The 19,210-nt window shown below is 53.7% G+C and carries 20 protein-coding genes and 1 pseudogene; 5 read left to right on the forward strand and 16 right to left on the reverse strand.

What is annotated here, in order from left to right:
• Both KRAC_RS80740 and KRAC_RS38980 read right to left on the reverse strand, forming a co-directional pair.
• Positions 1 to 163 (reverse strand): annotated as a pseudogene (locus tag KRAC_RS80740) (hypothetical protein); the annotation flags it as partial.
• Entirely contained in the window at positions 156 to 1,283 is a 1,128-nt protein-coding gene (locus tag KRAC_RS38980) for an RNA-guided endonuclease InsQ/TnpB family protein (RefSeq protein WP_007916895.1), read from the reverse strand. The pseudogene KRAC_RS80740 and the gene KRAC_RS38980, both read right to left, overlap by 8 nt.
• A gap of 54 nt (positions 1,284 to 1,337) precedes the next feature.
• Between KRAC_RS38980 and KRAC_RS67175 the strand changes: the two genes are divergently transcribed.
• Positions 1,338 to 1,553 carry a ribbon-helix-helix domain-containing protein gene (locus KRAC_RS67175; RefSeq protein WP_244422443.1) on the forward strand — a complete coding sequence of 72 codons (216 nt, stop codon included), beginning with the start codon at positions 1,338 to 1,340 and terminating at the stop codon, positions 1,551 to 1,553.
• Here KRAC_RS67175 and KRAC_RS72200 read toward each other — a convergent pair.
• Positions 1,493 to 2,164, reverse strand: coding sequence for a hypothetical protein (locus tag KRAC_RS72200; protein ID WP_052568934.1), 672 nt, complete (start codon positions 2,162 to 2,164; stop codon positions 1,493 to 1,495). The genes KRAC_RS67175 and KRAC_RS72200 overlap by 61 nt on opposite strands.
• 670 nt (positions 2,165 to 2,834) lie before the next feature.
• On the opposite strand from KRAC_RS72200, the gene KRAC_RS38990 reads away from it, so the two are divergent.
• The 3 genes from KRAC_RS38990 to KRAC_RS63360 are packed head-to-tail and all read left to right on the forward strand — an operon-like array spanning position 2,835 to position 4,106.
• Entirely contained in the window at positions 2,835 to 3,281 is a 447-nt protein-coding gene (locus tag KRAC_RS38990) for an SRPBCC domain-containing protein (protein WP_007916897.1), read from the forward strand.
• A 2-nt stretch (positions 3,282 to 3,283) separates the two neighbouring features.
• Positions 3,284 to 3,628, forward strand: coding sequence for an ArsR/SmtB family transcription factor (locus KRAC_RS38995; protein WP_007916898.1), 345 nt, complete (start codon positions 3,284 to 3,286; stop codon positions 3,626 to 3,628).
• A gap of 43 nt (positions 3,629 to 3,671) precedes the next feature.
• Positions 3,672 to 4,106: an SRPBCC family protein gene (locus KRAC_RS63360; RefSeq protein ID WP_007916900.1), complete on the forward strand. Its 435-nt coding sequence runs from the start codon at positions 3,672 to 3,674 to the stop codon at positions 4,104 to 4,106.
• Positions 4,107 to 5,415: 1,309 nt separating this feature from the next.
• Here KRAC_RS63360 and KRAC_RS39010 read toward each other — a convergent pair.
• The 5 genes from KRAC_RS39010 to KRAC_RS39035 all read right to left on the reverse strand — a co-directional run bounded on the left by KRAC_RS39010 (position 5,416) and on the right by KRAC_RS39035 (position 11,252).
• On the reverse strand, positions 5,416 to 6,399 hold the full coding sequence (locus KRAC_RS39010; RefSeq protein WP_007916904.1) for a quinone oxidoreductase family protein: 984 nt from the start codon (positions 6,397 to 6,399) through the stop codon (positions 5,416 to 5,418).
• Positions 6,400 to 6,426: 27 nt separating this feature from the next.
• Positions 6,427 to 6,972 (reverse strand): TetR/AcrR family transcriptional regulator, encoded by a 546-nt coding sequence (locus KRAC_RS39015; RefSeq protein WP_007916906.1) that lies wholly within the window; start codon positions 6,970 to 6,972, stop codon positions 6,427 to 6,429.
• Positions 6,941 to 7,774 carry an alpha/beta fold hydrolase gene (locus KRAC_RS39020; protein ID WP_007916908.1) on the reverse strand — a complete coding sequence of 278 codons (834 nt, stop codon included), beginning with the start codon at positions 7,772 to 7,774 and terminating at the stop codon, positions 6,941 to 6,943. The genes KRAC_RS39015 and KRAC_RS39020 overlap by 32 nt, the downstream gene beginning before the upstream one ends.
• A gap of 159 nt (positions 7,775 to 7,933) precedes the next feature.
• Complete coding sequence (locus KRAC_RS39025) at positions 7,934 to 9,343, reverse strand: ISKra4-like element ISKra2 family transposase (RefSeq protein WP_007916910.1); 1,410 nt, start codon at positions 9,341 to 9,343, stop codon at positions 7,934 to 7,936.
• A gap of 1,435 nt (positions 9,344 to 10,778) precedes the next feature.
• The gene (locus tag KRAC_RS39035; protein ID WP_040445700.1) at positions 10,779 to 11,252 is read right to left on the reverse strand and encodes a transposase; all 474 of its coding nucleotides are present in this window, start codon (positions 11,250 to 11,252) and stop codon (positions 10,779 to 10,781) included.
• A 707-nt stretch (positions 11,253 to 11,959) separates the two neighbouring features.
• On the opposite strand from KRAC_RS39035, the gene KRAC_RS39040 reads away from it, so the two are divergent.
• On the forward strand, positions 11,960 to 12,616 hold the full coding sequence (locus KRAC_RS39040; protein ID WP_007916912.1) for a nitroreductase family protein: 657 nt from the start codon (positions 11,960 to 11,962) through the stop codon (positions 12,614 to 12,616).
• Here KRAC_RS39040 and KRAC_RS39045 read toward each other — a convergent pair.
• The 8 genes from KRAC_RS39045 to KRAC_RS76825 all read right to left on the reverse strand — a co-directional run bounded on the left by KRAC_RS39045 (position 12,581) and on the right by KRAC_RS76825 (position 19,113).
• Complete coding sequence (locus tag KRAC_RS39045; protein WP_007916918.1) at positions 12,581 to 13,978, reverse strand: transposase; 1,398 nt, start codon at positions 13,976 to 13,978, stop codon at positions 12,581 to 12,583. The genes KRAC_RS39040 and KRAC_RS39045 overlap by 36 nt on opposite strands.
• Positions 13,979 to 14,418: 440 nt before the next feature.
• The gene (locus KRAC_RS39050; RefSeq protein ID WP_007916919.1) at positions 14,419 to 14,892 is read right to left on the reverse strand and encodes a helix-turn-helix domain-containing protein; all 474 of its coding nucleotides are present in this window, start codon (positions 14,890 to 14,892) and stop codon (positions 14,419 to 14,421) included.
• Positions 14,893 to 14,931: 39 nt separating this feature from the next.
• Positions 14,932 to 15,378 carry a MaoC family dehydratase gene (locus KRAC_RS39055; RefSeq protein WP_007916920.1) on the reverse strand — a complete coding sequence of 149 codons (447 nt, stop codon included), beginning with the start codon at positions 15,376 to 15,378 and terminating at the stop codon, positions 14,932 to 14,934.
• Positions 15,379 to 15,532: 154 nt separating this feature from the next.
• Positions 15,533 to 16,327 (reverse strand): LLM class flavin-dependent oxidoreductase, encoded by a 795-nt coding sequence (locus KRAC_RS39060; protein WP_007916922.1) that lies wholly within the window; start codon positions 16,325 to 16,327, stop codon positions 15,533 to 15,535.
• Between the two features lie 114 nt (positions 16,328 to 16,441).
• Positions 16,442 to 17,359 carry a tetratricopeptide repeat protein gene (locus KRAC_RS39065; protein ID WP_007916923.1) on the reverse strand — a complete coding sequence of 306 codons (918 nt, stop codon included), beginning with the start codon at positions 17,357 to 17,359 and terminating at the stop codon, positions 16,442 to 16,444.
• Between the two features lie 204 nt (positions 17,360 to 17,563).
• A complete protein-coding gene (locus tag KRAC_RS63365) occupies positions 17,564 to 17,962 on the reverse strand; it encodes an ArsR/SmtB family transcription factor (protein WP_007916924.1) in 399 nt (132 codons plus the stop codon).
• Between the two features lie 17 nt (positions 17,963 to 17,979).
• Positions 17,980 to 18,681 carry a hypothetical protein gene (locus KRAC_RS39075; protein ID WP_007916925.1) on the reverse strand — a complete coding sequence of 234 codons (702 nt, stop codon included), beginning with the start codon at positions 18,679 to 18,681 and terminating at the stop codon, positions 17,980 to 17,982.
• Positions 18,682 to 18,807: 126 nt separating this feature from the next.
• Positions 18,808 to 19,113 carry a hypothetical protein gene (locus KRAC_RS76825; RefSeq protein WP_007916927.1) on the reverse strand — a complete coding sequence of 102 codons (306 nt, stop codon included), beginning with the start codon at positions 19,111 to 19,113 and terminating at the stop codon, positions 18,808 to 18,810.
• Positions 19,114 to 19,210 lie beyond the last annotated feature (97 nt).

Below are 19,210 nucleotides of genomic sequence, written 5' to 3' on the forward strand. Positions count from 1 at the left end.
CCAAATCATGCGCGAGTAACGTCTGAATGAGATTACCACTCCCATGCACTTTTGACACTCCCCCGGATAAATCCAGGGGGATTCTTCCTTCATCCAGGTGACTTGCTGACTCCCATTGCTGAGAGGCAGTAGCGGCCTTCCTGTCCAGAAGCGTTTCATGCACTCACAGGCGCATCAGTTCCCGTATGCCCTACGGTACTGAGAGCTTTTTGCAAAATGTTTAATGCGGCGTTATGATCCCTGTCTAAGACCACACCACACCCCGTACACACATGCGTGCGCACACTCAATGTCTTCTTCACGAGCGTTCCACACGCACTACACTCTTGACTGGTGTAGTGGGGGAATACTGCTATGACAGGGATTGTATGTATTGCTGCATAATACTTGACCCAAAGCAGAAATTGCCCCCATCCAGCATCGTGGATGCTCTTGGCAAGGTGCCTGTTTTTGACCATGTTGCGAATCTGCAACTCTTCAAAGGCAATCAAATCGTGAGATGTGACGAGCGCGTTTGCCTGCTTTCTGGCAAAATCTTCGCGCTGCCTTTGAACCTTGAGATGGGCATACGCCACGGCTTGACGGGCTTTTTTGCGGTTTTTACTCTTCTTTTGTTTGCGTGAGAGGCGATGTTGCAAGCGTGTGAGGCGCGTTTCAGCCTTGCGATAGTGGCGGGGATTCTCGACAGTGTTCCCTTCAGAATCCGTGAAAAACGCCTTCAAACCAACGTCGATTCCAACCTGTTTGCCAGTGGGAACATGTTCAATATGCCGCTCGGCAACAATAGCAAATTGGCAGTAGTAGCCGTCTGCACGCCGGATGAGACGAACACGCGTGATGGCGGGTATGGGGCGGGTCGCAAGATCACGACTCCCGATTAAACGCAAGCGACCGATACCACACCCATCGGTGAGGGTGATATGCTTGCCATCAGGGTCGAGTTTCCACCCGGTTGTCTTGTACTCCACAGAACGGTTATCGTGCTGAAAACGGGGATAGCTCTTCTTCCCTGGTTTTTTTGCTTTGCAGTTGTCATAGAAGCGTACAATGGCAGACCACGCCCGATCCGCACTGGCTTGACGAGCCTGAGAATTGAGCGAAAAGACAAAGGGGTGTTCTTTGGCAAGGACGGCGCAATACAGTTGCAAGTCATTCCTGGTGGCGTGGTCATCCATCCACAAGCGGAGGCACGTATTGCGAATGAATTGCACACTGCGAATAGCTTCATCAATGGCAGCGTATTGTGCCTTGGTTCCATCGAGTTTGTATTCGTAGATGAGCATTGCGCCCTTGCACCTTTCCTCTGTGTGATGCGATAATTATACATCAGAGTTCTGATGTATGCAAGAGGTGAAAGAGTGAGACGTACAAACATTTACCTGAATGAAACGCAACACCAAAAATTGCATGAGCAAGCTGAGAAAGAGGGTGTCCCTGTCGCAGAATTGGTACGACGTGCCGTGGATGCATTCCTGTTGTGGTATGATCCGTCCTACTGTCCAACTCCACCCAATCCACCCCAAACAAGGAAGAGCCATTCATCCCCCGGATAAATCACGGGGGCTTTCTGGCTCGTTTTCTGTAAGACAGCATCGACAATTGGCTCGCGAATGAGCAGACCGTCACGCACCAGCCTCTCGACAAACGTGTCAGCATTGTCATAGTCAGGAAATTGCCACGCAGAGCCATTCAACCAGAAGGACTTACTCGTAGCGAGAGGTAGGATCACCTCTCCATCCAAACGATCTCCCGTAGGCAGAAGTGGCATACATGCGCCAAGTTTAAATGTGATGCCAACAAACTTAGCGTTAGGAGGACAGTGTGCAGTCGTCGCTTTCGTCTCTGGTCCCCGCACAGTGATACCTGTCCTGCCATGTTGTTGCATGACCACTATCTCCCAATGGCTTACGGCACGAGAGAGAAACGTGCCAGCACTTTCACTTTGAGTACGCCAGATCGTTTCGACAAAAGGCGAGTCCGATCCTCTGTCCTCTTCAAAGAGAAACATTTCACCCTCCGATGCCCGTTGATGGGCAGTGGTTTGGTACACGCGCCGTCCCGGCTCGTGTTGGCGGCAGAGAGCGCCTCCCATGAGAGCACAAAGGCTCTGATTGCAGAAGCGTGAACAAGCTTCAACTGGCGAGAGCGAAGGTTCGTGCCTCATCTGCCTCACCTGTACATCATTTCTTTCAGCCTACCTGTAAATGTGGTAATGAAGTGGACGGATGGTGAAAAAATTGGACAACTCCATGAGGAAGCCTGGCTTTCGCCGGAAAAGAACCAGGTGAATGGGATATGAGCTACTTTACGGTCTATGGCAGCTTCGTTCATTTCTCCCCAAATTTACACAAAAACGGTGGACGACGATCCGCTCCAGAAGCGGATTGTTAGCGGTCGATGATTGTTCTGCTCATGATTCGGGGTAAGTGTGCGGGTTTCGGCTCATGTCCAATTTTGGTGAATGATGAGATTATCTGGCGGATGTGTCTCACATTTTGAGCTTGATCAGTGGATCAAAATAACGCATCAATTCCCCTTTTCACCAAATTGGGTCATGAGCCATTATTCTGGCAAAAATACAACAATTCTTCTGGTGGGCAAGCTCTTCCAGAGAGCTTGCCCACCAGAAGAATTGTTGTGAAAGCCACCAGTTTCATTCCGGGATTTACACCCAGCGGTAGCCGACGTTGTCCACTTTTTGAAAACAGCCTGCTCTCCTCTTGACAACGTTCTTCTTTCTCAGTACAATAAGAGTATGATGTGCAACCAAAGGTTGCACATCATACTCTCCTCTGGAAGAGGGAGTTACGTTACAGAATGTCAGGAGTGTTTCTATGACCGATACAATTGAGCAAGAAATCAGCATTCAGGCACCAATAGCAACCGTATGGGACGTCATCACCAAGCCTGAATACATCAGCCAGTGGTTTGGCAGTCAGGTAGAAATAGACGTGCGACCAGGAGGAAAAGGCAGACTGATCTGGGGCGAGGACTTTGAAGCCCCCCTGGACATTGTAGCGGTAGAGAAGCCGCATCTGTTCTCCTTTCTCTGGGTCGCACCCGATAAGGAAACCAAACCGACCCAACAGCAAACCCTGGTTGCGTTCAGGCTGACAGAGGATGGTGCGCAGACAAAGCTCTCCTTCACAGAAAGCGGATTCGAGGAACTCGCGATTACCGCAGAACAGAAGGCCACGCTGATTGCCAACCATACCCCTGGCTGGGCTGACTTTCTGTCCACGTTGCAGCGTGTTGCCCAGAACATCCCAACAGAGGCGTAGGTATGTCATCACCTGCACCTTTTAATGAAGAGCTCTGGTTTGCCATTGCTGAACCGAGCCGGCGCAAGCTCATCGAGGTGTTGCTGCTCAAAGGTGAAGCAACGGCAAGCAGGCTGGCGGATGACGTGCCGTTTAGCCGCCAGGCGGTGAGTAAACACATAGCGGTTCTGAAAAGGGCAGGTCTCGTCAAAGAGCGCAAAACGGGCAAAGAGGTACGTTTTAGCCTCTCGCCAGAAGGACTCAGTGCTGCAGCCCAGGAACTGTCACAGGCTGCAACGCTCTGGGATGAACGGCTACAAAAGATCAAACAAATTGCTGAAACGCTTCATCAAGAAGGAAGCGTTTAAATGCCACGCAAATGGAAATACCAGAAAGAAGGAAAGAGCACAAATGGATACAAAAACAATTACAAAAGAACAATTCATTAAAGAGACACCAGAACGAGTCTTTAAAGCGCTTACCGAAAAGCAAGAATTAGAACGCTGGTTTGTGCAAGAAGCTGACATCGAATTGAAACCTGGCGGAACAATTCGTACAAATTGGGCGCCTGGTATGGGAGAGCATGGAAAAGTAAAAGAAGTGAAGCCGTCTCAGTTGTTCAGTTTTACTTGGGAAGGAGCATTTTCTCCTACCCCGACAACCCTTACCTTTGAATTAAGGGCAGAAAAAGATGGTACGCTGTTAACATTTACCCATAGCGGTATTGGTGAGGGAGAAGGATGGGAGGCTTATACCAATATGGGCAAAGGGTGGGATGCTCATCTTAAAGATTTAACGTCTTGGATTGAAACGGGAACATGTCCACCGCCAGGTCCAAGAGGATAATACAAGGAACAGTAATCGCCAAAAAGGGTCAGAATAGTCATTGACACTATCTGGTGTAAATCCCAGAATGAAACTGATTTTTGCCAGAATAATGTTGGGATTCACACTGAAGTGGCCAGAGAGTCGGCGTCATTTTTCTCATATAAAATTTCTCGCTCATGTCGGAAACGCCATTTGCGCCAACTCTAGGAGCGCGAAAACGCGGTCAGGGCCAGCAGCGAAAAATTATGTGTGGTTTGACAATCTCTTTGTCCTAATCGGAACGTTTATAGGTCAATGACTAGCTGGACAGCTTATGGGTCAAAATAGCAAAGTAGTTCATTGGCCTGATAAGCCACTTGAGACAGCAGAGCTACAGCCGCTGATTCGAGAGGGAATCATTCAATCGCGTGCTCTTACTCGACTACAAACCGTCTTTTTGCCACTTTGAACCATATCCCGTCCGGTTTGAACCAATTACTGTCCTCGTAGTCCATGCAGAGACGAACAAAATAGCTCATCTCTGTATGAATGGACTAATGGACACGAACTCTGTCAAAAACGGTGCCACGGTCACGAATATGCGTCAAAAGCTGAACTATACCGATTTTTGGCACGGTTCTCGACTGGCTTGACAAGCCAACTACTGGACAGCTTATGCGTCACTGACAAGGACAAATCGATTGTCAAATCACATTATGTGAGAAAGTTCGCCGTTTCTGCCTCTAAACAGCCACAATACGGCAGAATTTTATCCTGAGAACGGCGAAAAGTATTTGGTAAATGACCTACCATGTGAGCAGCTTTTGCCCTCAAAGCGTGATGTCGCGGCGCAACATGAAAGCGAATGAAAATGGGCTGCACCTGAGACGTTATCTCAGCATTAGAAGCCTATTTTCGGAGGAACATGAGCAGTTGCCCTCAATCTTGAGCAGCACAACCATTGGTAACGGATCAAGCCGCTCCACAAGCGAATGGTTGCAAGTCGTTTTTGTAAATGAGGAAGGAGGAAAGAGGTCCTTCATTTTTCTGTTACGGTGGAAAAGCTGAGTAGCAAAAACCTTGGGTTTCTTGAGATGTATCCATGCATCGAGGGGCAGCCAACGCTCTTCATTTACGTGCGAGAAAGGCGTAGAGCGTTAGCCAGTAGATATGAGCAATCGCCCACACGGTCCTCATACGCTCCAATTTCCTTCCTGAATAATAACTGCGTGTGGTTTCCTTCCCCCCTCAACACCGATGCGAGGAGGAAACAGACGTGTCCCGGAACCCGCGTACAGGCGTCGATGAGAGGAAGGCTCATTTCACGCAGCCGCCTTTAGTTTTTGTGTCACCCAGGGAGCAGCACGATTTTGCCAGTGCTCTGGCGCGTTTCCATCAAGCGATGCGCCGCTGCGGCTTCCTCCAATGGAAAGCGGTGATGGACCTGCACGTGCAACTGCCCCGCTAGCACATACTGGAACAGCTTTTTCAACGCGGGCACCACGAGATCGGGGCGCGTTCCGGCATACCCCGCGTAGAAGCCGGTCACGGTGGAGCAACGCGCCGTCAGCTTTTCGGAGTCGATGACCGCGCGCTGCCCGCTGGCTTTGCCGAACGTGACGATGCGTCCCAGTGGGGCGAGGCACGTGAAGTTCTCAGAAAATTGCACCCCGCCAATCATATCCAGCATGAGGTCAACCCCTTTGCCATCGGTGGCCTGCAAGACCTGCGTGGTCCAGTCTGGCTGGGTATAGTTGATGCCTACATCCGCGCCCAGCGACAATGCGAGGTCCAGTTTCGCTGGGGTGCTGGCAGTAGCGATGATCTGCCCGGCTTCCAGGAGCCGGGCGAGTTGAACGGCCAGCGTGCCAACGCCGCCCGCCGCCGCCTGAATGAGAATGCGCTCCCCTGGCTGGATGTGCCCAAAAGTAGCGAGAATGTGATAGGCGGTCAATCCTTGGAGAGGAAGGGCCACCGCTTGAGCGGCATCCAGACCAGGGGGTACCGGAATGATCGAGGCTGCTGGCACCGCCACATATTCAGCATAACCACCGTGCGAGAGCAACCCGATCACCCGTGTTCCCACAGGAAGAGCCGTTGCGCCTTCGCCCGCTTCGACGATGACACCGACGACCTCTACTCCTGGGGTAGAGGGGAAAGTGAGCGGTTCTCTTGAGGCAGAGGAACTGCGGCGGTGGTCAACATCAGTATAGTTGACGCCGCTCGCTTCAACTTGGAGTAACACCTGCCCGGCTTTGGGGTGAGGGATCGCGGTTTCCTCCAGCCGCAGCACATCCGGTTCACCACATTCGTAAAAGCGAACAATTTTCATCCTGTCTATCCTTTCATAGCTGTGAGGTTACTCTTGCGGGGCTTCTTCAATGCGCGCGAAACGCCAGAGGGCGCGCCGTGCAGCTTCGTTGCGTCCAGTTTCCAGTTCCACCAGGGCCGTCTCGGCACCCAGAGCGGCAAAGAAACGGGCGCTGAATTCGGCATCAGGCCAGCCCATAGCCTGAAAGTCTGCCTGTGCTATAGCGGCGAATTCTCCTCTGCGCCGTTGCACCTCTGCAGCGATGAGCGGCTCAGAGCGTGCTTCTAACAAGAGGGCTTTGACGGCTCGCTCGTGCAGGCAGCCATCCAGGTAGGTTTCCATGCTCTTGCGTAGCCGCTCAGCGCCAGGGGAGAGTGGGGCGATGACCTGGAGAAGAGCGTCGCGCAGCCGCTCATAAAACTGTACGTGCAGCGCCACCAGGAAGGCGGTGCGGTCAGGAAAATGCACATAAAACGTGCCTTTTGCAACGCCCGCCTTGTTGACAACGGCATCGACCGTGAGGCGCCTCAGGCCACCGCTGGTGGCCAGGTCAAGTCCTGCGTCAACGAGCGCCTGACGAGTGGGATGAGACATGGGACCTCCGATCGTCGGGAATGGAAAGGAAAAAGGCTTCAAGCGCTTTGAGGAAGGCGTCAGGATCCTCTGCAAAGGGTTCGTGGCCGGTTTCCAGCACCACATACTGGGCATGCGGAATACTCGCGCGCGCGTTGTCCCCATCTTGGATCACCGGGTCAAAGCGTCCGTAGATCAGCAGGGTGGGGGCGAGGATCTGAGCCGCCGCCGCGCGCAAATCATGGTCGGGGTGGGGAAAACTACGCCAGATGGCAGCATCGACGGCGACGCGTGAGGGGATGGCCCGCCCCGCGTCGATCTCGGCAATCAGCCGGTTCACCAGAGGCGTGCGCCGTTTGAGATAGAACCTGGCAAAGCTCGTCGCCATCAGGCGGGTCACGAACTCGCGCCCTTTGAGCCAGCAACCCAGCCGTATAAAGAGCGTTGGCGGACTAAACCCGCCCGAATCCACCAGGATGAGCGCGCGTACGCGCTCGGGATGCCGGATGGCAAGCCGTGCTGCCGCGTAGCCACCAACCGAGTTGCCTAAAAAAATGGCCGACTCCAGGTGCAGACCATCTACCACCTCCTCCAGCACGTCGGCCAGGAACATGGCCGAGGCCGACTGAGGCGGCTCTGGCGCAGGCGAGTCACCGTAGCCGGGCCAGTCCAGGGCAATCGTGCGGAAAGAACGCGAAAGCTGGGGCACGATGCTGTCAAAATGATGATGGTCGCCCGGATTCGCGGGCAGGAGCACGAGCGGAAGACCTGCCCCTTGCTCCTCATACGCGACGCGTCCAACACGTGTTTCAATCGTAAGCATGAGTATCTCCTTCGAAAGACCAGGAGCCTGCGCGCTGCTGCTCCCGGCCCAAAGACAGCAGAGGGAAGCTGCTATTCATTGGCCATGACTGACTAGTCGGTCACAGCATAGCAGACGAAAAGGGAGGCTGTCAAGGGGCCTCGGGCGCATGGGTGAGCGTCATCTTTTTGCAATGGATTTGGGACGACAAGCCAACACTCGTTTCCATGGATGATGGGTTGAAGGGCGTGAGGAACCAGGTAAGGTGGCAGCAGGTGCCATTGGACGAGGGGGAGGGGGAAGTGGCTTGGGAGTAGGGGAACGAAAGCGAAGGAGCGAGAGCATCAAGGAAGAGACCATCTGCTCAAGACGAGGTGTCGCTCGCTCGTTGCGACGCTGCTCCCGTTGACGGAGTTGCTCCCGCTCAATCTCTTGCCAGCAGAGATCCCATCGCTCATTACAGACGGCGTTGCGTAAGGTGAGCATGGGATTGACATGACTGGGCTCCCAATGCATACCTGCTCCTTGGAGGCGGGCTTGCACCACCACTTTATTGGCGCTTTCCACCATCCCTGACCCAATCGGCCAGCCTGCGGCTTGAAACTGGGGATACTGCATCAAGGCTTCGCGTTTGAGAAAATAGCCGACCTGTTCACGCACCCCTTCCTGTTGGGCGATCTGAGCTGGTAAACGAGCAAGCAGCCAGATGAGCAAACGGGGACCTCGATGTTTGAGTCGATGGCAGGCACGCTCCAGCAGGTCGTCAGGCAGAACGAGGCCGGCTTGTTGGAGCGCTTGGATGAGCAGATGGAGATGCTCTGCTGCATGAGGAAAATCCAAGATGCGCAACGCTTGGGGACAGTGGAGATCGAGGAAGCCCTGCAACCACTCGGCACCATCAGTGACTGCTCCGATTTCTTGAGCCTGCCGGACCCCTCGCTCTCGCATCTCCACATCAGCCAAGGTCGCAAAGGTCTGAGCATCACACATGCGAGAAAAATAGGAGAGATGACTGACCGTGACCTCTTGTGCTCCAGCCGGACTGGTGGAGGGTTCGACTTCTCCAAAAGCCACCGTTCGAACCTCTGCCCACTGCCCTTTGAGCAAAGGCACATAGGCCCCATCGGCGCTGATGGCCAGGCGCTTGGTAGGCTTGCTCACAGATGGTGACGAGGCGAAAGGTTCCGAGGCCAGAACCGTTTGCACCGCCAGGGCCAAGGCACCTGCCTGCTCACTCTGTCGACGCGCGCTCGCTTCACTGACCTGAACCCCGAGCAGACGTTGCATCATCTCAGCAGCTCGCGCAAAAGGCATCCAGCTCGAAAGATGGACCAGATGCTCGTGTTGCAACGATGTCAAGTTCCTCCCTCTTGGGAGAGCTAACTCCTCATCGAGGGGGAAAAAGCCCTGTCCCACACGTGGGGCAAGTTCCGTACGTTCTGCTGAGCGTGATCTCTTGTCCTCCTGCTCCTTGCAGACGGCGGGGTCGTTTCCCACGGGCTTGCAGTGGGGTGCCACACACGGGACAGGTGGGGCGCTCTTGGGCTGAGGTACCACTCCAGTCACGTTGCGCACTTGCTTGAGCTGCATCTTGAATCACTTGGGCTTCCAGTCGACTCAGGCGCTGATGCACTTCCTGTTCAATCTCACGTAAGGTCACCTTGGGATGGTCTCGCCGCCAGGCTTTGATATCAGTGAGAATCTGTGCGCTGAGTTGTTGCCAGCCTTGATCAGTCTCTTCGCTCATGTTTTTCCCTTCCCCTCTTGAGAATGAACACATCTTCGCAGAAGAGGGGGCTTTTGTCTAGCCCAATTGCAAAAACATGACGCTCACCCCGGGCGCATAGGGAGGCAGTACAAGAATTTCGTTGGTTCCAAGGGATCATCAGCAAGGGGAAAAGGAGGTGTTTACTAGGCTACCAGACTTCTGCCTTATACCATATTGAAATAAAACAGGTAAGTGAAGCTGATTGATGAGTTGCAGAATCGACCGTTTAATGGCACGCACTGTTCAGCTTTTCTAGTGGGGAAGCGCATCGCCTCCGCGAGCAGGAGCATCGTGATTGGAAGAGTATCAAAAAACGTATCATAATCAAAGTATCATTTCCTGAGAGGTGAGATGAGTATCTGACACTCACAGGAGAGGTTTTTTGTAAGCTGGAACAACCGGCGTATCCTTAACGGAATTTAGAGGGGTTTTTATATTAGGATCCCAAATAGTGAGCACTGAATTTACAAAAACAGTACGTGGCGTTTCGCTTCTAGAGAGGCTTTCAATTCGATCAATGGTTGGGCTGCTCACCATTGGGGGCAACTGCTCATGTTCCTCCGAAAATCCTCCCCCCTTTAGAGGGCCAGAAACGCATAGGGAACCAGAGGAAGCAGAAGCAGGGCGCTAATGCTCCTTGTGAAGGAACTGTTGGATTGTGGAAGAGCATCCTAAGAGCTAAGCCACCTCCTTTGGCGTTAAGGTGACGGTGTAGAGTAGGCCGCCAGCGAGGTGCAATCGCCCTTTTCTGTCGGCCCCTCCGCCAAACCGGACGTGCCTGTTCCCAGGCATCCAGCTTTCCAGTTCCGAGTGATGTCATAGGCTTTGGTGGCTTTGAACCTGTCTCATTCGAGACCCTCTGCCTCCCCCACTCTTCCCCTTACTCCACTTCGCCCTACGGTTGGCTTTCCCAACCTTCCTGGCAGGTCGTTACTCCTGCGACTACTATTGGAGTTCCGTGACCATAGGCGTCTCCGCCCACAGGTCATCCCGCCTTCCGTCGAGAGAATACGTTCTAGCACGATGGGGATGTGCATTTCGTCCTCTTTTCTCTGCTTATTACAGAGCGTTCTTCCTCCGAGGAGTACGGAGCACGACTACACGGTGCTCCGTAGAGTTGGATAGTCGTCATCACGTGTTCTTCCGACCAGGTCAGCTGTGCCCACTTGAGGACTTGCATTCAAACAATCCAGTTTTCATCCATTCGTGCGGGTCTTTCCATCCTCGGTCTACAACACGTTCGTCCTTTGATGGACCTCATGGCATGCTACTGTTCCCTCGATCTTTCGACGTTAGGTTAGCCATTGACCCTAGAACTTCTCCTCGTGTTCTAGCTTGCGCAGCAAGCGATATTCTCCCGCGTGAAACGGCGCACGTAGCCAAGCTGTTCAAGACGATGGATATGGTGCCGTTCGAGGTGAGATTTCTGGATCTGATCAAAGTACTCACGTCCCAGCTCGTTATAGGGCTTTTCGTGAGCAACATATGGTAGATAATGACCAACAATTTCCGTTCCAGCGCGACAACGGCCTTTTTCTTTCCTCGGCGACGGGCAATGCGCTGATAGAAAGCGGCGAGATAGGTGTCTTTGGTGTGAGAGGCTGCCCAAGCCACTTCCCCTAAGAGCGCTTGCAGATGCGTATTTCCTTGCGTTGTCCGTCCGCCCAGGCGCTTGCCCGCGCTTACTTTGCTGCCAGGACAGTCGGATAGGCCGCGGGCGAGGTACTGCATAAACAGCCCTTTTCCCCCGGCCCTCCTCCGAACGCCGCATGCGAGTTTCCAGGCACGGCGCTCTCCAGTGCTTCTCTGTTTCCAGTGAGTCTTCCTTCAGTTATGGCAGAAGCGCATCTCGCGCACCTCCCTGAGAGGAAGACTCCAAGCACCTGCTTGGCTTCCCCCTGTGGCCAGCTCTCCTGGCTTCCCTGATCGGGCGTGACTCCGACGAGTACTATCCAAGCTCCGTAACCATGAGGGTCTCCCCTTTTAGGTCATCCTGCATTCCGTCACTTGAGTACGTACGAGCGCAACGTAGGTGTTCCACTCATCCCCTTCAAGAGACTCGCTGTCCATCATCTCGCCTCACGAAAGGTGGAGTGTCGGCATCTGAGTTCACTCCATGAGGCGACACCGCTCTTAGACGCTGTAGCGATGGGTGTGGGCATACACCGATTGGAGGGGTGCAAGTAATTCATTTGTCGAAATCCTCTCGGAGTGAAAAGCAGTCTGCATTGATGGATTTGCATTTTGGAGCACACGCATATTGATAACCGAATACATGAGCGTATTCAGAGAGAGCTCGACGAGAAGCAAAGGGAAAGAAGGTTCTTGTCTGTCCACGCTGAGAAATAGCTTGAAAAGGCCTTCTTTGGGGCCTATACTTACATATGTGAAGTGCACAAGAACAGGAAATAGAGAAAACCTTCAGAAGGAAGCAAAAAATGCTGCTCGATCTCTCTCCTCAAGAACTGCTCCAAACTACACGGGCAGTCCGTAAACGGCTTGATTTTCATCGTCCCGTGGAGACAGAAGTTCTTCAGGAATGTTTGGAAATTGCCTTGCAAGCCCCAACTGGTTCGAATAATCAGCATTGGCATTTTCTGGTGATTACTGATTCTCAGCAGCGCAAAGCGCTCGGCGATCTCTATAGGAGGGGGTTTGCTACATACTGTGAACGTGCACGTACAGGCCAGGTCGTTGCCATGAGAAGGTCAGCCCAACCTACTCGTGAGGCCATCGAGAAGTTGCAAACATCATCACAGTATTTACTCCAACATATCCATGAGGTCCCGGTAATGCTGATCCCCTGTATTGAGGATCGTGTGGAGGGCGAATCGGTTGTCGAACAAGCCAATGCCTGGGGATCTATCTTGCCAGCCGCCTGGAGTTTTATGCTGGCAGCACGACTGCATGGTTTAGGAACCTGTTGGACAACGCTCCATCTCTACTATGAGCGGGAGGCCGCAATGGTGCTTGATATTCCCTATGATCACGTGATGCAAACGGCTCTTATCCCGATTGCCTATACACGAGGAACGAGATTTCGCCCTGCCTCTCGTCACTCACTTGACAAAGTTGTGCATTGGAACCGATGGTAAGCAAGCATACGAAGTGGGTGAATCTGAAAGCGGTAACGAACATCTTTGTAGGAGTCCCCGATTGATTGATTGGGCTCGTTGCAATGCTCGTACATTGATAACTACATAGATCAAGGTATTGAGATTGGCAATCGAACGCCGGTTGCGGAGTCGGGGCCGTTCAATGCCCAGATCTTTGGCCTGGCTGTTGATGCGTTCGCAACTGGTGCGTTGTGTGTAAACAGCCTTGTAGAGCGGGCTGCTCCGATCCAGCAGAACGCGCATGAGACCTCCAGCCTCCCAGTTGGGGTCTTTGTGGCAGCCCTGTCCATGATTGGATGAGAGTCGTTCACAGGCCTCACTCGTTGGGGTGGGGAAGAGCAGAGGGCAGCCAAACCGCTGGGCACGATAGCCATTGGTATGCTGAAATGCAAAGCGAGGCGTCATGCGCAGCCCTTTGGCACACCTGGGAACGCCGTCAGTATCACGTTGCATCTCAGGATGACCATGTCCATTCTTGGGAATAGCTCCAATGCCTCCATGACGAGCGGCAGCTTCGTAGACATACCAGGCATCGAAGGCCGCATCGGCGGTCACATGGGTTGGGAAAGCTTGCAGGGCGACTGCAGCCTGCTGGTAGAGGGGGTGAAAGTACATCACATCGCCTTCATTGAAAGGCTGCGTGTATTCAGCCAGGACGACGTCACCGTACGCAGCAGTAGTGGCCGCCGCGACACCCGAGCCGTAGCCCCAAACATATTCTTTCTTTTCTTTGGTTGACCCATCGGCTTGTTCCTGGTTACTGCTGCGTTTGACACCCAACTTGCAGTCAGGGTCGCCTGCAAGGACCCTGGTTTTGTCGTAGCGCTCGGCCACGTAAGCGCGAGGGTTGTTTTCTTTCACCCAGGCATAAATGTGCTTCACATCGAAGGCGACGACCTCACCGAGCCCGGGAATCTCTTCTTGTAAAGAGCGCACCGTCGCAAACAAGAGGTCTTGCAAGAGGCAGCGATCAAAGGATCGCAGTTGCTGACGGAGCCAGTAGTCGCACGGAATGCTCTCTTGCTCATCGAAGCCGTAGGGGGCTTGGGGGTCAAGAACCAGGCCAAAGCCAAGTTCGATGACCAGCAAAGGATGCTTGAGCAGAAAACTCCGCAGGGCACTGGTGGTTGGCAAGCCTTCACAGATGCGCACCAGGAAGGCTTTGAGATAGGTACTCATGGGATGGGCAGGACGACCACGATGGGAACGTTGGGATTGCCACTGCTCAACGAGGGACCAATCGAGCAGTGAGAACAAGGCACGATAGGCTTGCACGAGTGGGTCGATACTGAGCAAATGGGTCATCTGAGACTGGTCAAAAATGGCTGTGGAGGGTATCATAGCACGAAACTCCTTTTGAGAGAGGATGTGTGGTTACTGATACTCTGCAAAAGGAGTCTTTCTTGTGTCAAGGAGAGGAAGACATCGTGTATAACTGGAGTGAGGGTTTGAGGAATGAATTACTTGCGACAGTTCTACGCGACCTGGGAAGGCCAAAAACGGGCGCTTTTCTAGAAATGAATTACTTGCGACCCTCTCAGAGAGGGGTGATGTATCCATAAAAGTGCTCACTCCCTACAACAACCTGAAGCTTTCTTCATCTTGAACATTCAACAATCCGAATAGGTAAAGTCTTGCCAAATTATATCTACAAATGAGGTAGGGAGCCATAGGAAGGGATCATCATCTTATATGAATGAAGAGTGTATCGAGAGCAATTTCCGAACCTTAGCGTAACTTTCCGAACTTTCCTGTTTAAACTTTCCGAACCTTCTGGTTAACTACCAGCCACGGCTTGAGTTCGTTTTTTTTAGCGTCGTTCTCACGGTTTCCGGGCTAATATGCTCGACATACTCCAGTTGCACCATCTGATCAGCCAGCAGTCTCACCGTCCAGCGCTGGTGTCCATCAGGAGCCTTGCTACATGCTAATGCGATCAACTGCGCCTCGCCCTTGCCATCCAGACAACGCCGTTCGGGCCGTTCTCGCGGAAAGCTTCCTGTGAGAGCCACCTCCAGGTTCCCCTCCACAAACCGTTGTTTGATGCGGATGACGGTGCGGCGACTGATGGAGAGCATCTTGGCAATCTGTCCATCGGTACAAAGGGATTCGCTTTGACTTTGATCACTCATCAACAGAACACGCGCTACGAGGTAGTGCTTGACTGGTATTCTGCCCGTGTGCATCATTGTTTCCAAAAAGTCTCGCTGCTCTGACGTCAACTTTACAGGATACCTATAATGATGGGTTCTCATACTGTTCCTCCTCGATCGTCTCATCATTTCTCTTTCGTTTCATTCTTGAGATCTCCGGCCCAGGAAGTCTATCCCGATGAGTGTCAGGACCACCTCATCTGCCTGATTGAGCATCTCACATTTGAAACGGACGATCCCCATTTCTGGCCGACTTCTGGAAGGCGTACTCTCTATGACCGTACACCGTGCCTTGAGTGTATCTCCTGGGCGAACGGGTTTGAGCCAACGCACCTCATCAACACCCGGCGAGCCAAGGCCAATGGTGTGATTGAAGATGCTCTCAACAAACAAACGATTCAAAATGACGACGGTCTGCCAGCCACTAGCAATAAGTCCACCAAAAGGGGATGCTTTCGCCTCTTCTGGAGAGATATGAAACGGCTGTGGATCATACAACCTGGCAAAGGCGATCATCTCTTCCTCGGTCACTCTTTTGCTTCCAAGCTCAAAGGATGCCCCTGCCTGGAAATCTTCAAAGTAATACACGCTGATGTGTTCCCTTTCTGGAAATCTCTAAGTACATTCAAGCAACAAACGTGGGATAAAACCTGCTCGGCAGACACAGACAATCCCAAAAAACTTGCTAGATTGTACTTAGAAGTTTCTCATACGTGGATTCAAGGTATGAACTGGGGTCCTCCTACGATATGCGAGGTGGACCTGAGCGGATACGCATCCGCATATCGTAATTGCGGGTGACACCCTCCCACTCCCACATGCTTTCTAGCCACCACGTCGCACCAGCCTCAGCATAAGGACGGACGATGGCAGCGGCGCGCTCCGGGTCGTCGTGAGGTGTCTCGCCTTCTGTAATGATATCGAGAGGGATGGAGCTGAGGCGCAGAGCCTCAATCTCAGCTTTGCGCACGCGTATTTCTTCGGGCGTGCCACCTATGACTGCCCCATCCCAGCATGCAGCGCGCCGTAGTTGACTCTGCTTTGGTCCAGCAATAATCCAGATGGGAATACGCGGTTGCTGCTGTGGCGTGTGTGGGTACACCTCGACACTACTGTGCATCTCCTGCAGAGGAGCGTAGTGTCCCCCAGAGACTGCATGCAAAGGCTCGCCGCGCCACCGGCTTTCAAGGATCGAGAGAGCCTCATCGAGCCGCTCGGCACGTACCTTCTTGTTCAGCGAACTCTCCTTGTGTGATTCCAGAACGCCCAGCCCAGCGGTGAGGACCACTCGGCCTTCACAGAGTTGATCGAGCGTGGCCGTTTGTGTCGCTACATACCAGGGAAGTTGTTCTGGCAACGGTGTCAGCATCGTTCCCAGGCGGATACGTTGGGTCCGGCAAGCAATCGCCGTTAGCAGAATCCAGGCGGTCATCCAGTCATCGGAGAGGAAGACGCCATCCCAGCCAGCTGCTTCTGCCTCCTGAGCCAACTCAACGACGTCTCTGGGAGTGCCCATAAGAATAAAACCATATTTCAAGGTATGCAAGCTCCTTTTCTTCATAAGCGATCAAAGTGTGATATCTGGAGTATACGAGGCAAATATGACATCTCTTGTCATATAAGAGCCGTTTGTCCAACCCCTGTGACAGTTTTAGCTAGACAGAGCAGTGACGTTTCCTTTCGTGTGTGTGGCAGGTGTCACAAGTTGTGCTCCCAGGCATTGCAGCACGACTAAGAAGCAAGCGGCCAGTTCCTGGTCACCTGGCATGTCGTGGAGCGCGCGCCACAGATCCTGATACGCCGCCTGCCAGTGCTGCTGTCTGGCATGAAGGAGACCGCGAATGGAGAAGAAACGAGCGCACGTGGGAGTGAGCTCTAAGGCTCTGTTGAGGTTATCAATAGCCTCCTGGTGGTAGCCCAGGAGGGAACGGACCCCACTGCGCTGTGCATAGAGTTCGGCGTAGGCGTTGGCGCGTTCCTCCTGCTGTGGTAGGTGTGAATCAGGAGTGGCAGGTGTGAGGATCTGTGTGAGAACGCTGTGGGCCTTGCGCACGTGCTTGAGCTCAATGAGGACCTTCGCATAGTGCCAGGTCAATGCTACGTGGTCGTATTCATGTGGCTGAAGCCAGGCCTGTGCCTGCTTCCAGAGCGGGAGGGCATCGGGGTAGCGTTCCTGTTGTGTGGCGAGGACCGCGAGCACCAGGTAGGCCAGCCCTTCCAGTCGCCTGTGTGTTTTACCCCCGCCCTGTGCGTGTTGTAGAAGCGCGTGAAGGTCTTGCCGTGCCTGCTCAGGCGTTCCAAGCAGGGCAGAGGCGACCCCGCGTTGCAGAAGCAGGCGTTGCGTGTGCTCTCTTTTCTGAAAGAAGAGCGCGTGCGAATGAGACTGATGGTGTCTTAATTGTGATGACCAGGTGGCGATGGACTCAGAGAGGCATGTGCGCTCAATCGCTCCGTCCTCACTTACGCAGGTGAAGACCGCTGCGAGCGGATGTGATGGATACAGGGTGAGCACCTGGTGCAAGGTGTATGCAATCTCCTGTGCCAGAGCATGTCGTGATGATGTGGGCATGATGTGATTCGTCTCCTTTCAAAATGGACGACAGCCTCCCGGCGCGCCGGGAGGCTGTCGTTACGCTGGAAAATGTGTTGTACGCTGAGAGGTCGTGAAGGATACGCTCTGAGGAGAGCGCATTGGCGTACTCCTGTCCTCTCCTCCCTTTGTCCCTCTTCAGGGAGGATATGGTAGATCTCGGCCCTTGAAGCGGATTCTTTTTTAGAGCTGATCCTCGCGCCTCTGCTGAAGCAGGTGTTCAACGGAGGCCAGTCCCTCGCGGACCTCCTTCAGTTTGTCGGGCAAAATGTAGTAATATGCGTGATTCCCCAGGCGCTTCACGCCCAGGAAACCGGCGAACAGTAAGATGCGTAAATGGTGCGAGACGACGGGCTGGCTGCGTGGGATTCGTTCGACCAGTTCACGGACGCAGAGTGTGCCCTCTTCTCGTGTCAGCAAACGGAGCAGGCGAAACCGGACTGGGCTCGCGAGGGCCTGAAGCAGCAGCACGAGGCCTGCATCCTCTTCCAATCCTGTTGCTCGCCTGCCCTTGTCCTCACCTGAGTCTGAGGCTGTCGTCTCGGCGACGGGTTGCATGAGGAGGGAGAGATGGGTGCTCATAGGTTGTCTCTTTCCTTTCAATTGTTGTTGTCTGATGTGATGCTCCTCTGCTTCATTCGAAGAAAGGGGCCGTCCGTGTAGTGGCAGAGCAGGCAGACCAGGGTAAGCGTGCGCGTTGTGGTGTTCCAAAGCGGGGTCAACCAGCTTTCGCAGTGCGGGCACGTGGGGGTGTTCTGGGCTGCGTCCTGTGCGATGGAAGGTGCGCAGGCGACAGGGTGTTGCGGTACGATAACCTCTGTTTGGGTCGAGAGCCACTGGCGTACCGCATTGGTGCTTTGCCCATGGAGTTCCAGGGTTTGGATCGAGGATTCTGCGTCGCCCATCAGCGGATCTGGCAGCGAGAGGTAGCGTAGAAGGAGGGTAGTATCTCCCTCGATGCTACTCTCTACCACTTCGCAGATGTATGCTCGCGCGAGCAGATGGGCGCCGAGCCGCAGAAACGGCCGGGGCGGCTGGGGAAGGGCCTGGAGATACCAGGTGAGCAGCGTTTCCTGCTCGTCGTTGCCCTGGACCAGAAATGAGGGCAGGCGCTCATGGGTGAACACGACCTCGATCCCTGGTGCAAGCTGGCGTGAGCGGTGATCGATGAGTGTGACGATGTGTTCGCGATCAAGAATACGACCGCCAAGCGACAGGTATCTGTAGGATGAGTTCGTGTGCGGTGCGTGCCCAGTGTCAACGGGGAAATGCGCGTGCTGAGGCGCAGGTGTCTCAGACATGAGAAGATGTACTCCTTTCGTAGAGAGAAGATGCTGTAATATCTAATGGGGTGTGAAGCGTCACAGAGGGGGGGACCGCGGCATTGGGGAAGGCTGGAGCTACAGTTCTTCATGGGCAGTCGTCCTCTACTTGTGTGATTGCGAGGATTTGCCCGAATTGGATGCGATGGGGCGTGCAGGCAATGGAAGCGGGACCCCCTGAAGGGGGCGCGCGGTATAGAAGGCGATGAGTTGTGCCGTGCGTCTGGTGAGTGCGCGACTGACTGGCGGGGGAAGGTGTTCGACCTCTCGCCAGTTAGTAAGGGCGGCTAGCCGATGGAGTCGTGGAAGCAAGAGTTGAGGGAGCAGGTGTAAGGGTGTGGGAGGAAGTGGAAAGCGCCAGATAACGTAGCTTGTATAATATGTGCTCACCTGGCATTGGCGTGTTCTCATCCCGCCTTCTATCCTGATCAGGAACTGATCGGTATATCGCCAGGTACGAAATCCAGCGGGGGTGAGTGACCTGGGACGTGTCGGTGACGCTGGTGGA

The sequence above is a fragment of the Ktedonobacter racemifer DSM 44963 genome, assembly GCF_000178855.1.
GTDB classification, from domain to species: Bacteria; Chloroflexota; Ktedonobacteria; order Ktedonobacterales; family Ktedonobacteraceae; genus Ktedonobacter; species Ktedonobacter racemifer.

What these genes read in the sequence shown, in the direction of transcription:
- KRAC_RS39035 (WP_040445700.1), bottom strand. Translation starts at nt 11,252, where the DNA reads ATGCAGTACCTCGCCCGCGGCCTATCCGACTGTCCTGGCAGCAAAGTA.
- KRAC_RS39075 (WP_007916925.1), bottom strand. Translation starts at nt 18,681, where the DNA reads ATGTCTGAGACACCTGCGCCTCAGCACGCGCATTTCCCCGTTGACACT.
- KRAC_RS38980 (WP_007916895.1), bottom strand. Translation starts at nt 1,283, where the DNA reads ATGCTCATCTACGAATACAAACTCGATGGAACCAAGGCACAATACGCT.
- KRAC_RS39020 (WP_007916908.1), bottom strand. Translation starts at nt 7,774, where the DNA reads ATGCTTACGATTGAAACACGTGTTGGACGCGTCGCGTATGAGGAGCAA.
- KRAC_RS39050 (WP_007916919.1), bottom strand. Translation starts at nt 14,892, where the DNA reads ATGAGAACCCATCATTATAGGTATCCTGTAAAGTTGACGTCAGAGCAG.
- KRAC_RS63365 (WP_007916924.1), bottom strand. Translation starts at nt 17,962, where the DNA reads ATGAGCACCCATCTCTCCCTCCTCATGCAACCCGTCGCCGAGACGACA.
- KRAC_RS38990 (WP_007916897.1), top strand. Translation starts at nt 2,835, where the DNA reads ATGACCGATACAATTGAGCAAGAAATCAGCATTCAGGCACCAATAGCA.
- KRAC_RS39010 (WP_007916904.1), bottom strand. Translation starts at nt 6,399, where the DNA reads ATGAAAATTGTTCGCTTTTACGAATGTGGTGAACCGGATGTGCTGCGG.
- KRAC_RS67175 (WP_244422443.1), top strand. Translation starts at nt 1,338, where the DNA reads ATGTATGCAAGAGGTGAAAGAGTGAGACGTACAAACATTTACCTGAAT.
- KRAC_RS39045 (WP_007916918.1), bottom strand. Translation starts at nt 13,978, where the DNA reads ATGATACCCTCCACAGCCATTTTTGACCAGTCTCAGATGACCCATTTG.
- KRAC_RS39025 (WP_007916910.1), bottom strand. Translation starts at nt 9,343, where the DNA reads ATGCAGCTCAAGCAAGTGCGCAACGTGACTGGAGTGGTACCTCAGCCC.
- KRAC_RS39040 (WP_007916912.1), top strand. Translation starts at nt 11,960, where the DNA reads ATGCTGCTCGATCTCTCTCCTCAAGAACTGCTCCAAACTACACGGGCA.
- KRAC_RS76825 (WP_007916927.1), bottom strand. Translation starts at nt 19,113, where the DNA reads ATGAGAACACGCCAATGCCAGGTGAGCACATATTATACAAGCTACGTT.
- KRAC_RS39065 (WP_007916923.1), bottom strand. Translation starts at nt 17,359, where the DNA reads ATGCCCACATCATCACGACATGCTCTGGCACAGGAGATTGCATACACC.
- KRAC_RS38995 (WP_007916898.1), top strand. Translation starts at nt 3,284, where the DNA reads ATGTCATCACCTGCACCTTTTAATGAAGAGCTCTGGTTTGCCATTGCT.
- KRAC_RS72200 (WP_052568934.1), bottom strand. Translation starts at nt 2,164, where the DNA reads ATGAGGCACGAACCTTCGCTCTCGCCAGTTGAAGCTTGTTCACGCTTC.
- KRAC_RS39015 (WP_007916906.1), bottom strand. Translation starts at nt 6,972, where the DNA reads ATGTCTCATCCCACTCGTCAGGCGCTCGTTGACGCAGGACTTGACCTG.
- KRAC_RS63360 (WP_007916900.1), top strand. Translation starts at nt 3,672, where the DNA reads ATGGATACAAAAACAATTACAAAAGAACAATTCATTAAAGAGACACCA.